Raw genomic sequence first — 13,400 nt, 5'->3', positions numbered from 1 at the left:
CGTGTAGGTGTCGATGGGCGGGAGTGATCACCCGTCTTCGTGAAAGGGCTGCCGGGCTGCTGCCCGAGGGGCGCCTGCTCCCCGAGGCCGTCTGGGAGCGGCGGCACCGCGCCATCATGCGGCTCTGCCTCGCGTTGGCCGGGCTGCTCGTGCTCTTCGCCTGGTCGCGGGGTGCCGGCCAGCCCGCCGCCGTCCTCGTCCTGGCCGCCGTCGCCGGGCCCGTCCTCGTGGCGGCCATGCCGCAGCTGGGGCGCAAGACCCGCGCTGCGGCGACCACGGCGAGCCTGCTGGCGGGGTCGGTCGCGCTGGTGCACCTGTGGAGCGGGGTCACCGAGTCCCACTTCATCTTCTTCGTGATCATCGGCGTCGTCTCGCTGTACCAGGACTGGGTGCCCTACGGCATCGCGCTCCTCGTGGTGGTCATCCACCACGGCGTCTTCGGCACGCTGTACCCGCACGAGGTCTTCAGCCACGACGCCCAGCACAACCCCTGGGCCTGGGCCGGGATCCACGCGGTCTTCGTCCTGGCCGCCAGCATCGCCCACCTGGCCTCCTGGCGGCTCAACGAGCACCAGGTGCTCAGCGACCCGCTGACCGGCCTGGCCAACCGGACCCTGCTCGAGGAGATCACCCACCGCCTGCTGGGCCGCGGTGGTGCGGTCAGCCTGCTGTTCATCGACCTCGACGACTTCAAGGCCGTCAACGACAGCCGGGGTCACGCGTCCGGTGACGAGCTGCTGCTCGTCCTCGCCGAGCGGCTGCGCGGCTGCGTCCGCCCGGGCGACGTCGTCGCCCGGATCGGCGGCGACGAGTTCGCCGTCGTGGTCGACGGCGGCACGGACGTCGCCCGCGCGGTCGGCGAACGCACCCTGGTGGCGCTGTCGCTCCCCGTCCCGCTCGCCGACGGCACGGTCACGGTGCACGGGAGCGTCGGCATCGCCGCGTCCTCGGACACCACCGATCGCACGGCCGGAGCCCTGCTGCGCAACGCCGACCTCGCCATGTACCTGGCCAAGGCCCAGGGCAAGAACCGCCTCGTCGTGTACGCGGACGGGATGGCCGAGGCCGCGCGCCGCCGGGCCCGCCTCGCACAGGACCTGGAGCGCGCCGTCGAGGACGGTCAGCTGGAGGTCCACTACCAGCCGACGGTGCGCCTGACCGACGGCCGCACCACCGGGTTCGAGGCGCTCGTGCGCTGGAACCACCCCGAGCGCGGCCTGGTCCCGCCGGTCGAGTTCATCCCGCTCGCCGAGGAGACCGGCGCGATCGCGGGGATCGGCCGCTGGGTGCTGCGCGAGGCGCTGCGCCAGGGCGCCGTCTGGACCACCGAGACCGGCGCTCCGCTGCGCATGGCCGTCAACCTCTCGCCGCGCCAGTTCCAGGACGGCGACGTCACCGCCGAGGTCGTCGCCGCGCTCGAGGAGAGCGGCTTCCCGGCCGCGCAACTGACCCTCGAGGTCACCGAAGGTGTCCTGGTCCGCGACATGGAGGACGTCGTCGCCCAGCTCGGGTCGCTGCGCGCCCTCGGCGTCCGCATCGCCATCGACGACTTCGGCACCGGCTTCTCGGGGCTGTCCTACCTGCGCCACCTGCCGGCGGACATCATCAAGATCGACCGCAGCTTCGTCATGGACCTGCCTTTGGGCCGCTCGGCGGTCACGCTGATCACCTCGATCGTCGAGCTCGCCCGCACGCTGGGCCTCGACGTCGTCGCCGAGGGCGTCGAGACCGAGGGGCAGCGTCGCGCGCTGGCAGACCTGGACTGCGGTTCCGCCCAGGGGTACCTGTTCGCCCGGCCGGAGCCGGCCGCGCAGGCCGGGGCCCACCTCGGCACCGCCGCCGTCGCCATCCCCGCGCCGCGGGGCGCCTCGGCGATCGAGCGGATGCAGGAGGCCCCGGCCGGCTGAGCCTGCCTAGGGGAGGTCGACCTTCTCGTTCTCCCCGCTGTCGATCCGCTCGCCGGTGACCTTCGCCTTGACGAAGCTGAACGCCGTCGCCAGCCGGCCACCGGGGGCGTCCCAGTACTCGGCAGAGTCCGCGTGCACCTTCAGCAGGACGACGCTCGCGTCGTCCGGACCCTGCGGGAACCACGCCTCGACCGCGCTGTTCCACAGCTCCCGCTTCTTCGCCGTGTCCTCCACGACCTCGGCGTCGCCGGTGAGCGAGACCCAGGTGCCGCCCGAGCCGACGCCGACGTTCACCTCCGGGGAGGCGGTGATGTGCTCGACCGGGGTGGAGTCGCGCTCGGCGAAGAACCACAGGTCGCCGTCGAACTCGACCTCCTGCAGCGTCATCGGCCGGCTGGTGAGCCGGCCGTCCATCGTGATGGTGGTGAGGAAGCCGAAGCGCTCACCCTTCAGCAGCTCGGCCACCTTGCGCGTCTGGTCATCGCTCATGGGTCCCCCAGTGCCCACGACCGGACCGCCGACACGCCCCGTCACCGTTCCGGCGCGAACCGGGCACGCAGCCCGTCGACGAGGAGGCCGAGCCCGAACTCGAAGGAGCCGGTGTCGGACTGGCCCAGCCGCTCGTCGATCGCGGCGAGCAGCAGCGGCTGCTCGCTGAGCACCCGCGCGCGGAAGGCGTTCAGCTCCTCGTCCGCCGGATCCGGCAGCGCCTGGCTGGTCGCCCGCTCCGCCTCCGCCTGCCACTCGGTGGCGCTGCCGATCACGTAGGCGCCGATCGTGAACAGCGTCTGCTGCGCCTCGCCGGGCGTCAGGCCGGCGTCCACCAGCACCCGGAGCACACGCTCGATCTCCGGGAAGGCCTCCTGGCTGGGCCGGTTGCCGGCCAGGACGCGCGGGGCGTCCCTGGTGGCGATCAGCGCGTCGAACATCGCCTGCGCGTCGTCCCGGAGCCACTCCCACCACGGCTGGCCGGGCGCCGGCCCGCCGTAGGCCCGCCCGGTCCTCCGCAGCAGCTCCTCGGCCATGAGGTCCATGAGCTGGCGCTTGTTCTCGACGTGCCAGTAGAGCGTCGGGCCGGCCACGCCGAGCGACTTCGCGATCCGGCGGAAGGACACCGCCTCGAGCCCGCCCTCGGCGAGGAGAGCGAGGGCGGCGTCGACGATGGCCCCACGCGTGACGGGGGCGCGCCCGCCCGACGGCTCGGAAACCACCTTGACACCCTAACGGTGTTAGGGGCAGCCTGTCGCATGTGTCTAACACCGTTAGAGGGCCGGCGATCGAGGTCGCCGGTCTCACCAAGACCTACACGAGCGGCGACACCGTCGTCCGTGCCGTCCGGGGCATCGACCTGCACGTCGAGGCCGGCCAGATCTACGGGTTCCTCGGGCCGAACGGCGCCGGGAAGTCCACCACCATCGAGATGCTCTGCACGATCCGCAACCCGGACGGAGGCACGGCCCGGGTCGCCGGCTTCGACGTCGTGCGCCAGCGCGACCGGGTGCGCCGCCGGATCGGGCTGGTGTTCCAGCAGCAGACGCTCGACCTCCAGCTGACCGCGGAGCAGAACCTGCGGTTCCACGCGGACCTCTACGGTCTCTCGCGCGCCGACGCCGAGCGCCGCATCGACGAGGTGCTGACCATGGTCGACCTCGCCGACCGCCGGTCCGACGTCGTCCTGAAGTTCTCCGGCGGCATGAAGCGCCGGCTGGAGATCGCCCGCGGCCTGGTGCACTCCCCGCAGGTCCTGTTCCTCGACGAGCCGACGATCGGGCTGGACCCGCAGACCCGCGCCGCGATCTGGGACTACCTGCACGACCTCCGCCGGCGCACCGGCATCACCGTCTTCGTCACCACGCACTACATGGACGAGGCCGAGCACTGCGACCGGATCGCGATCATGGACCACGGTGAGGTCGTCGTGGAGGACACCCCGGAGGCGCTGAAGTCCAGCATCGGCACCGATCGGATCGCGCTGCGCACCGACGACGACGAGCTGGCGATCACCCGGGTCGGCGAGCGGCTCGGCGTGGAGGCCGGGATGCACGAGGGTCAGGTGACCCTCGCCGTCGCCGACGGCGCGCAGGTCGTGCCCCGGCTGTTCACCGAGCTCGGCGTCCACATCCGCTCGGTCACGGTCACCCGCCCGAGCCTCGACGACGTCTTCATGACCTACACCGGCCGCACCATCCGCGACTCCGAGGCCCCGCAGGGGTCCGGCTTCCCGTTCGCCGGGAGGCGATGACATGACATCCCGCGACACGGCGACCTCCGCCGTCGAGCCGCCGTTCGAGGCGCTGCCCGAGGTCCGCGACGACATGACCCACCAGCTGCGGGCGACCTGGGTCGTCACCCGTCGCGAGCTGCTGCGCTTCAAGCAGGACAAGGCCCGCATGGTCACCATGCTGCTGCAGCCGCTGCTGTTCATCTTCGTGATGGGCACCGGGCTCGGCAGCATCGTCGACACCGGGGGGAACACCAGCTTCGAGACGTTCCTCTTCCCGGGCGTGCTGGCCACGTCGGTGCTGTTCACGGCCGCGTTCGCCGGGATCTCGCTCGTCTGGGACCGGGAGTTCGGGTTCCTCCGCGAGATGATGGTCGCGCCGATCTCCCGCGCCTCGATCATCTGGGGCAAGTGCCTCGGCGGGGCGATCGTGGCGACGGGGCAGAGCCTGGTGCTGCTCGCGCTGCTGGGCACCGTCGGTCTGCCCTACTCGCCGCTGCTGCTCCTCCAGCTCATCGGCTGCCTGTTCCTGGGGGCGCTGCTGCTGACCGCGCTCGGCGTCCTGCTCTCCACCCGGATCAAGACCATCCAGGCGGCGATGCCGATCAGCCAGCTGCTGATCATGCCGATGATGTTCCTGTCCGGGTCGCTGTTCCCGGTCTCGGGGCTGCCGGACTGGCTCGCGGTCCTCACCCGCGTCAACCCGCTGACCTACGTGGTGCAGCCCATGCGGCACTTCTCGCTGGAGCACCTGTCCCTGACGGCGGCCGAGCAGGAGCGGCTCGTGCCGGTGCTCACCTGGTTCGGCTGGGAGGTCCCGGTCGGCGTCCAGCTGCTCACCGTCGCCGTCATCACCCTCGGTCTGGTGAGCCTGGCGGCGAAGGTCTTCAAGACCACCGAGTAGCCCGGAGGGGCCTTCGTGGCCACGAAGGCCCCTCGCCGGCTGGCTAGGCTCGTGCGGTGACTTCCTTGGCCGGCGCGGTCTGGCCGGAGATTCCCGAGCGGCCGCTGCTCATCGTGCCGTTGGGCTCGATCGAGCAGCACGGCCCCCACCTGCCGCTCGGCACCGACGCCGCCCTCGCCTCCGCGGTCGCCGAAACCGCGGCAGGGGCGCTGGAGGGCGCGCTGCTCGCGCCGGCCATCCCGTACGGCGCCGCCGGGGAGCACGAGGGCTTCCCCGGAACCGTGTCGATCGGCACGGACGTGCTGACCAGCCTGCTGGTGGAGTACGCGCGCTCGGCTTGCCGCTGGGCGTCCCGGGTCCTGGTCGTCAACGGCCACGGCGGCAACTTCTACGCCCTGCGCTCAGCCGTCCCCCAGCTGCGCACCGAGGGCCGGGACGTCGCCTGGTTCCCGTGCGCCGTCCCGGGCGGCGACGCCCACGCCGGGCGGGTCGAGACGTCACTGATGTTGCACGTGGAACCCGGTGAGGTGCGCAGCGACCGCGCGGAAGCGGGAGCGACGGCGCCGCTTCGGGACTTGCTGCCCCGGATGCAGGCCGAGGGTGTGCGGGCGGTCAGCCCGAACGGGGTGCTCGGCGACCCGGCCGGCGCGACGGCCGCCGAGGGCGAGACCATGCTGAGCCAGCTGAGCGGGCGCCTCGTCGGAGCTGTCGCCACCTGGTCCGTGGACGACTACGGGCGGCTGCGTGATCTGTCGTCCTCCGGACGACCCCGCGACCAGGTGCCGTCCCCCAGCTGAGCTGAGCCATCGAGCGTTCCCCGGCGGGAGGCCTCCGGCCCCCGCGCCGGAGAACGCAGAACGCGGCCGCGAGTGATCAGCCGCCGAGGGCGTCGGCGAACTGCGGCACCACGTTGTCCAGGGCGTAGAGCAGGCCGGGCGCGGAGGCGCTGGAGAAGGCGTTGAGCAGCGTTGTGTCCTCGAGGACGACGGCGCGCCCCTGCTGCACCGACGGCAGGGCCTGCCACAGCGGGTTGCCGGTGAACTCGCTCGCCTCCACGAAGATCGGGAAGACGACGGTCAGCTCGGCGTCGAGCAGGTTCAGCTGCTCCTCGCTCACCGGGACGAAGAAGCTCTCGGTGGCCTGCTCCTCGATGGCGGCCTTGTTCTGGAAGCCCAGCTGCTCCATGAACGCCACGCGGGCGTCGCCGCTGACGTACGCGGCGAAGCCGTCGGAGCTGTAGGCGCCCACGGCGACCTCCGTGCCCTCGAACTCGGGGTGCTCGGCGGCGGCGTCGGTGAACGCCTGCTCGACCTCGGCCTCCAGGTCGGAGGCCTCCTCGGTCCGGCCGAGCGCCTGCCCGACCAGGTCCAGCTGCTGCTGCCAGGTGGTCTGGTACGGCCCGACGCCCTCGGGCTGGCCGATCGTCGGCGCGATCTCGCTCAGCAGGTCGTAGCGCTCCTGGTCGGCGGACGAGCGGGTGTCCAGGATCAGGTCCGGCTCGAGCGCCGCGATGGCCTCGAAGCTGGGCTCCAGGGTCTCGATGATCTCCGGCGCCTCGTCGTACTCCTGCTCGACCCACTCGCCGAGACCGTCGTCGGTCCCGACGGCGAGCCAGTCGCTCGCGCCGACCGGCTGGACGCCGAGAGCCAGTGCGGTCTCCGCGTCGGACCAGCCGAGCGCGACGACGCGCGTGGGCTCCTCCTCGACCGTCACGTCGCCGAACGCCGTGCTCACCGTGACGGGGAAGGCCTCCGACGAGCCCGATGCCGCCCCGCCGGAGTCGGGCGCCATGTCGTCACCGGAACCGCAGCCGGCGACGACGAGAGCGGTGGCCAGGAGGGCGGCACCGCGGAGGGCGGGACGGGCGGACATGCGTGCTCCTTCGGACGGTCAGGTAAGGCTGACCTAAGCACACGGAGATCACGATCGGATCACCGGACCCGTCTGCGGCTGCGGCCCGCGGGCCCGCCGGGGCGCGCGCGGCTACCGTGCCGCAGCGACGAAGGATCCGCCGGACCCGGCGCACCGCAGGAGGACGCACCGATGGCACAGCAGGCCACCCACGCCCCCGAGGTCCCCGGCCCGCCCACGCCGCGGGTGGCCGTCGAGACCAACGGCATCAACGTCATCGACGAGAGCGAGCGCAAGGGCACCACCCGGCAGCTGTTCTGGCCCTGGTTCGGCGCCAACGTCAGCGTCCTGGGCCTGGCCTACGGCTCGTTCCTCCTCGGCTTCGGGATCAGCTTCTGGCAGGCCGTCGTCGCGGGCGTCGTCGGGATCGTCGTCTCCTTCCTGCTCTGCGGCTTCGTCGCCATCGCCGGGAAGCGGGGGTCCGCGCCGACCCTGGTGCTGAGCCGCGCGGCGTTCGGCGTGAACGGCAACAAGGTGCCGGCGGTGCTGTCCTGGATCCTGACCGTCGGCTGGGAGACCGTGCTGGTCTCGCTGGCCACCCTGGCGACGTCGACCGTCTTCACCCAGCTGGGCTGGAGCGGCGGCACCGCCACCCAGGTGGTCGCGCTGCTCGTCGTCGCTGCGCTGGTGGTCGCCGGCGGCGTCCTGGGCTTCGACCTGATCATGCGCATGCAGACCGTGATCACGGTCGTCACCGGGGTGCTGACCGTCGTCTACATCGCCCTGGTCGCCGGCGAGATCGACTGGTCGGCGGTCACCTCCGCGCAGCCGGGCTCGACCGCGGCCTTCGTCGGCGCGCTGGTCTTCGTGATGACCGGCTACGGCTTCGGCTGGGTGAACGCGGCGGCCGACTACTCGCGGTACCTGCCGCGCGAGGCGTCCACGCGCGGCGTCGTCGGCTGGACGACGTTCGGTGGGGCGCTGGCCCCGGTCCTGCTGCTGCTCACCGGCCTCCTGCTCGCCGGCTCCGACCCCGACCTGTCGGCGGCCATCGGTGCGGACCCGATCGGCGCCCTCGGCACGATCCTGCCCACCTGGTTCCTGGTGCCGTTCATCCTCGTCGTCGTGCTCGGCCTGATCGGCGGCGCGCTGCTCGACATCTACTCGTCCGGGCTCTCCCTGCTCGCCGCCGGCGTCCGGGTGCCCCGGCCGGTGGCCGCGCTGATCGACGGCGTGCTGATGGTCCTGGGGACGATCTTCGTGGTCTTCGTCGCCGACGAGTTCTTCTTCCAGTTCCAGGGCTTCCTCATCACGCTGGGCGTCCCGATCGCGGCCTGGTGCGGGATCGTGCTGGCGGACCTGGCGGTGCGGAAGCGCGACTACGCCGAGGCCGACCTCTACGACGCCCGCGGCCGGTACGGCAGCGTCCAGCCGGTCCCGCTGGCCCTCCTCCTCGCGGGCACCGTCGTCGGGTGGGGCCTGGTCACCAACACCTACGCCGGCTGGCTGGACTGGCAGGGCTACCTGCTGGGCGCCGTCGGGCTGGGCGGCCGCGAGGGCGACTGGGCGTACGCCAACCTCGGCGTCCTCGCCGCGTTGCTGATCGGCCTGCTCGGCACGTTCGCCCTGCGTCGCCCGGCCGTCCGCGCGCAGGAGAGGATCGGCGGGTGAGCGCGCCCGGACCCGAGGGCTGGCTGGTCGTCGTCGACCTGCAGCACGTCTTCGGGGACGTGGACTCGGCCTGGGGGGCGCCCCGGTTCGCGGAGGTCCGGCCACGGATCCGCCGGCTGGTGGATGCCTTCGGCGACCGGGTCGTCTGGACGCGATTCGTCGCGCCGGACCGGCCGGCCGGGGCCTGGACGGCGTACTACGAGCAGTTCGACTTCGCCCGTCAGCCGCCGGACGCGCCGCTGTACGCGCTGGTCGAGGACCCGGGCACCCACCCGGTCCTGGAGGCGACGACCTTCGGCAAGTGGGGGCCGGAGCTCGCCGCGATCGTCGGGGACGGTCCGCTGACCGTCGCCGGCGTCGCCACCGACTGCTGCGTCATCTCCACCGTGCTGCCCGCCGCCGATGCCGGCGTGCCCGTCCGGGTCGTGCGGGACGCCTGCGCGGGCTCCACCGACGACGACCACGACGCGGCGGTGCGGATCATGGGCCTCTATGCCCCGCTGGTGGCGATCGCGACCACCGACGAGGTGCTGGCGGGGCGGTGACGCCCGCAGCGCCCGCGGCCCGGCTGCCCGACGGCTTCACCGTCCGGCTGGACCCGCGCACCCGCCGGCGGGACGGCGGCGCCGCCCTGCTCGGCGGCTCACCGCTGCGCCTCCTGCGGCTCTCGGCCCGCGCCCGCGGGCTGCTCACCGGCGACCGGCTCGCCGTCCGGGACCGCACCACGGCGGTCCTGGCTGCGCAGCTGCTCGACGCCGGGATCGCCCATCCCGACCTGCGCCCCCGGGCCGCCGACGACGTGACGGTCGTCGTCCCGGTGAAGGACCGCCCGGTCGAGCTGGCCCGCCTGCTGGCGGCGCTGGGGTCCGACCCGGCGACCGCGGACCTCCCGGTCGTGGTGGTCGACGACGGCTCGGCGGAGCCGGTGACCGCTCCGGGGGTCCGCGTCGTGCGGCACCAGGTGCCGGAGGGCCCGGCGGCCGCCCGGAACGCGGGGATGCGGGCGGCGGGAACTCCCCTCGTCGCCTTCCTGGACTCCGACTGCGTGCCGCGCACCGGTTGGCTCGAGCGCCTGCGCCCCCACCTGGACGACCCGCGGCTGGCGGTGGTGGCGCCACGCATCGTCGCCCTGGGCCGGGGCCGCGGCTGGTTCGCCGGGTACGAGGCGGCGGTCAGCGCCCTCGACATGGGCGGGCAGGCGGCCGCGGTGCGTCCGGGCTCGGCGGTCCCGTACGTGCCGAGCGCGGCGCTGCTCGTCCGCCGCGACGCGCTGGGGGAGGGCTTCGACGAGTCGATGCGCGTCGCGGAGGACGTCGACCTCGTCTGGCGGCTGATCCGCGCCGGCTGGCGGGTGCGGTACGAACCGGACGCCCGGGTCGCGCACGAGCACCCGGGGACGACGGCGCAGTGGCTGCGCCGCCGCGCGTTCTACGGCACCGGGGCGGCGCTGCTCGACGCGCGGCACCCCGGCGCGGTGGCCCCCGTCGTCATGGCTCCCGAGACGGCGCTGGCCTGGGCCCTGGCCCTCTCGGGGCACCGGGCGGGCGGGGTGGCGTCGGCCGGCGTCCTGGCCGCGACGACCGCCCGGCTCGCCGTCCGCCTGGCCGGCGCGGGGGAGCGGCCGCCCGTGGGCTTCGCCGCGCTGCTGGTGGCCCGGGGCGTCGGTGCCTCGGGGCGGGCGCTGGCCCGATCGGTCACCCGTCACCACTGGCCGCTGGCCCTCTCCGCCGCCCTGGTCTCCCGTCGCGCTCGCCGCTGGGTGGCCGCCGTGGCCGTCGCTGACGCCGCCGTGGCCTGGGTGCCCCACCGGGCACGGGTGGGACCGGTCCGTTTCGCCGTCGCCCGGCGGCTGGAGGACCTCGCCTACGGCGCCGGGCTCTGGGCCGGTGCCGCGCGGGCGGGCAGCGTCCGGGCTCTGCTCCCGGCACGGCCCCGTCGGTGAACCGCGAGTGAACTGTGGGGCGTTCCTCTGCCGAGCCGGAATGGTTCGCGGGCCTTCGGACTTGGAGCCCCTCGTAGTGCGGCTCGGCCAGCGTCGGTCTCCGCGACGCGAGCGAGCAGAACAGGACCACCGTGACCGCCCTCCAGGAACGGCCCACTTCCACTCCCGCCCCCGCGGTCGAGCGACCCGGCGTCGCCCGCACCGCGCTGGTCCTCGGCGGATTCGTGGCCATCGGCCCGCTGACCATCGACATGTACCTGCCTGCGCTCCCGACCATCACCCGGGAGCTCGAGACGACGTCGGCAGCCGTGCAGCTGACGTTGACCGGGACCCTCATCGGGCTCGCGCTGGGCCAGCTCGTGCTCGGCCCGGTGTCCGACGCGATCGGCCGGAAGCGGCCGCTGCTGGCCGGCACCGCACTGCACGTGCTGGCGTCCCTGCTGGTGATCGTCGCCCCGAACCTGGCGGTGCTCGGCGCGCTCCGGGTGCTCCAGGGCGTCGGGACGGCGGCCGGTGCCGTCATCGCCATCGCCATCGTGCGGGACCTGTACGACGGCCGCGCCGCCGCGACGATGCTCTCCCGGCTCTTCCTCGTCCTGGGCGCAGCGCCGGTGCTCGCGCCCACCATCGGCGGGGAGATGCTGCGGTTCACCTCGTGGCGCGGGATCTTCGCCTTCCTCGCCGTCTACGGCGTCCTCATGATCGTCGTCGGCGCCCGCCTCCTCCCCGAGACCCTGCCTCCCGAGCGGCGGCAGAGCAGCGGCGTCAGCGGGACCCTCCGCGGCTACCGCGGCCTCTTCCACGACCGCGCCTACGTCGGCCTCGTGCTGGTCGCCGGGCTCACCATGGCCGGGCTGTTCAGCTACGTCTCCGGCTCGGCCTTCGTCTACCAGGGCGAGTTCGGTCTCGACGAGCAGCAGTTCGGCCTGCTGTTCGGCGCCGGTGCCTTCTGGCTGATCGGCGCCACCCAGCTCAACCCGGTCCTGCTGCGTCGCTGGTCGCCCCAGCAGCTGCTCGTGGCGGGCACCGTCGCCGGAGCGGTCGCCGGTATCGCGCTGGTCGTGCTCGCCGCCACGGGCACCGGTGGCCTGTGGGCCGTCGCCGGGAGCCTGTGGGCGGTCCTCTTCGCCTGTGGTCTCGCGCTGCCCAACGCACCCGCGCTGGCCCTCTCCCGCCACGGTGAGGCGGCCGGGACCGCCGCGGCCCTGCTGGGCGCCGTCCAGTTCGGGGTCGGCGCGCTGGTGTCGCCCGTGGTGGGCCTGCTCGGCAACGACGCGGTGGCGATCGGCACGGTCGTCGTCGCCGCCCTGGTGCTCGCCATCGTCGTCCTCGTGGTCGTCGTCCGGCCGTGGGAGCTCCCCGTGCCCGACGACGACGTGGTGCCCGCCGCCGCGCACTGAACCCGGCGGCACCAACTCCGGGGGCTCCATCTCTGGTGCATGCGCCGGTCAGCGGTCACGATGGCCGTGACATGAGCCACCGTTGGCGGAGCGCCCCGTGCCGCCGGCCGTGAACCCCTGGCTGGCGCTCCCCGCGGGGCGCCCGGGCCCGGACCACGACCGGCGGCTGCGCGCCGCCCACGAACGCCTCGTCACGGGCACGGCTCTACCTGAGAACGCAGTGCGCGCGGTGGTCCACGACTCGTGGCGCCGGTCGCTGGGCAGCGGCGTGGACCCCGACGGCGGGGTGCCCCCGGTGGACCTCCTGGACGACGACCTGATCGCCTACCGGGAGGCCCACCCCCTCGCACCGGTGATGCCGGTGATCCGCCGGCTGCTGGTCGAGGACGCCGAGGACGACCGCATGATCGTCGCGGTCACCGACGCCGGCGGCCGGATGCTCTGGGTGGAGGGTGACTCGGCGCTGCGCTCCCGGGCGGCGGGCATGCACTTCGTCGAGGGCGCCCGGTGGGCCGAGGAGGTCGTCGGCACCAACGCGCCGGGCACCGCGCTGGCCGTCGACCACGCCGTCCAGATCTACGGCAGCGAGCACTACCGCCGCCCGGTGCAGCCCTGGAGCTGCTCGGCCGCGCCGGTGCACGACCCGGTCACCGGCGTCCTGCTCGGGGCGATCGACGTGACCGGCGGCGACCACGTGGCCAGTCCGCACGTGCTCACGCTGGTGCGGGCGACCGTCGCCGCGGTGGAGTCCGAACTGCGCTGGCAGCACCGGGATCAGCTGCAGCGGCGGAGCCGGCCGGGGCCGGTGCAGCGCCTGGCGCCCCGGCTGGACGTCCTGGGCCGCGAACGCGCGCGGCTGACCCTTCCCTCCGGACCTGTGGAGCTCTCGCTCCGCCACTCCGAGCTGCTGCTCCTGCTCGCCGAGGCGGCCGTCGCGGGGGAGGGCCGGACGGCGGTCCAGCTGGCGGCCGAGTGCCACCCCGGCGAGGCCGCGGAGGTCACCGTGCGGGCGGAGCTGTCCCGGCTGCGCCGCCTCGTCGGGGCGGACCTGGTGGGATCGCGGCCCTACCGCCTGCTCGGGCGCATCGACACGGATCTGGACCAGGTGCGCCGGCTGCTGGCCCGCGGGTCGGTGGGGGAGGCGCTGGAGCGCTATCCCGGGGCGGTGCTGCCCGGCTCCCGCGCGCCCGGGGTCGCCGTCGCCCGCGAGCGGGTGGGCGCGCTGCTGCGGCAGGCGGTCCTGCGCAGCCGCCGTCCCGAGCTCCTGCTGCGCTTCGCCCAGCTGCCCGAGGCCCGGGACGACGTCGCGATCTGGCAGAGCTGCCTCGACTCCCTGCCGGCGAGCTCGCCGCGGCGTGCCGCCGCGGCGGCGCACCTGCTGCGCCTGCGCCGCGGACGACGCGCACGCTGAACTCGCCGGACGCGGGAATGCCGGCCGATGGGGAGCCCTTGGCACTCCGCGTGAGTGCCGCACCCCCCGAGACCGCCCCATCCCTGAGCACGG

At 73.9% G+C, this 13,400-nt stretch carries 12 protein-coding genes; 9 read left to right on the top strand and 3 right to left on the bottom strand.

The window, feature by feature from the left end:
• Positions 1-23: 23 nt before the first annotated feature.
• Positions 24-1,907 carry a putative bifunctional diguanylate cyclase/phosphodiesterase gene (locus CRP30_RS05195; protein ID WP_097182811.1) on the top strand — a complete coding sequence of 628 codons (1,884 nt, stop codon included), beginning with the start codon at positions 24-26 and terminating at the stop codon, positions 1,905-1,907.
• A gap of 6 nt (positions 1,908-1,913) precedes the next feature.
• Here the strand turns inward: CRP30_RS05195 and CRP30_RS05190 are convergent, their stop codons facing one another.
• Together CRP30_RS05190 and CRP30_RS05185 are read right to left on the bottom strand one after the other, a co-directional pair.
• The gene (locus CRP30_RS05190; RefSeq protein WP_097182810.1) at positions 1,914-2,396 is read right to left on the bottom strand and encodes a pyridoxamine 5'-phosphate oxidase family protein; all 483 of its coding nucleotides are present in this window, start codon (positions 2,394-2,396) and stop codon (positions 1,914-1,916) included.
• A 41-nt stretch (positions 2,397-2,437) separates the two neighbouring features.
• Complete coding sequence (locus tag CRP30_RS05185) at positions 2,438-3,118, bottom strand: TetR/AcrR family transcriptional regulator C-terminal domain-containing protein (RefSeq protein ID WP_097182809.1); 681 nt, start codon at positions 3,116-3,118, stop codon at positions 2,438-2,440.
• A 38-nt stretch (positions 3,119-3,156) separates the two neighbouring features.
• Between CRP30_RS05185 and CRP30_RS05180 the strand changes: the two genes are divergently transcribed.
• The 3 genes from CRP30_RS05180 to mftE are packed head-to-tail and all read left to right on the top strand — an operon-like array spanning position 3,157 to position 5,829.
• A complete protein-coding gene (locus CRP30_RS05180; protein ID WP_097182808.1) occupies positions 3,157-4,149 on the top strand; it encodes an ATP-binding cassette domain-containing protein in 993 nt (330 codons plus the stop codon).
• Between the two features lies 1 nt (position 4,150).
• The gene (locus tag CRP30_RS05175) at positions 4,151-5,032 is read left to right on the top strand and encodes an ABC transporter permease (RefSeq protein WP_200814549.1); all 882 of its coding nucleotides are present in this window, start codon (positions 4,151-4,153) and stop codon (positions 5,030-5,032) included.
• Positions 5,033-5,088: 56 nt separating this feature from the next.
• Complete coding sequence (gene mftE / locus CRP30_RS05170; RefSeq protein WP_097182807.1) at positions 5,089-5,829, top strand: mycofactocin biosynthesis peptidyl-dipeptidase MftE; 741 nt, start codon at positions 5,089-5,091, stop codon at positions 5,827-5,829.
• Positions 5,830-5,905: 76 nt separating this feature from the next.
• Here the strand turns inward: mftE and CRP30_RS05165 are convergent, their stop codons facing one another.
• A complete protein-coding gene (locus CRP30_RS05165) occupies positions 5,906-6,904 on the bottom strand; it encodes an iron-siderophore ABC transporter substrate-binding protein (RefSeq protein WP_097182806.1) in 999 nt (332 codons plus the stop codon).
• A 171-nt stretch (positions 6,905-7,075) separates the two neighbouring features.
• Here CRP30_RS05165 and CRP30_RS05160 point away from each other — a divergent pair, with 171 nt between their 5' ends.
• The 5 genes from CRP30_RS05160 (at position 7,076) to CRP30_RS05140 (ending at position 13,307) form a co-directional block, all read left to right on the top strand.
• Positions 7,076-8,554, top strand: a complete 1,479-nt coding sequence (locus CRP30_RS05160; RefSeq protein ID WP_097182805.1) for a purine-cytosine permease family protein — start codon at positions 7,076-7,078, stop codon at positions 8,552-8,554.
• Positions 8,551-9,099, top strand: coding sequence for a cysteine hydrolase family protein (locus CRP30_RS05155; RefSeq protein ID WP_097182804.1), 549 nt, complete (start codon positions 8,551-8,553; stop codon positions 9,097-9,099). The genes CRP30_RS05160 and CRP30_RS05155 overlap by 4 nt, the downstream gene beginning before the upstream one ends.
• A complete protein-coding gene (gene mftF / locus CRP30_RS05150; protein ID WP_097182803.1) occupies positions 9,096-10,496 on the top strand; it encodes a mycofactocin biosynthesis glycosyltransferase MftF in 1,401 nt (466 codons plus the stop codon). The genes CRP30_RS05155 and mftF overlap by 4 nt, the downstream gene beginning before the upstream one ends.
• 131 nt (positions 10,497-10,627) lie before the next feature.
• Entirely contained in the window at positions 10,628-11,896 is a 1,269-nt protein-coding gene (locus CRP30_RS05145; RefSeq protein WP_097182802.1) for a multidrug effflux MFS transporter, read from the top strand.
• 97 nt (positions 11,897-11,993) lie between these two features.
• The gene (locus CRP30_RS05140; RefSeq protein WP_235003174.1) at positions 11,994-13,307 is read left to right on the top strand and encodes a sigma-54-dependent transcriptional regulator family protein; all 1,314 of its coding nucleotides are present in this window, start codon (positions 11,994-11,996) and stop codon (positions 13,305-13,307) included.
• The last annotated feature ends 93 nt before the right edge of the window (positions 13,308-13,400 follow it).

Origin of the sequence: Blastococcus haudaquaticus (assembly GCF_900230285.1) — a bacterium.
Classification (GTDB): Bacteria; Actinomycetota; Actinomycetes; order Mycobacteriales; family Geodermatophilaceae; genus Blastococcus_B; species Blastococcus_B haudaquaticus.
This window is presented reverse-complemented; position numbering and strand designations above follow the sequence as displayed.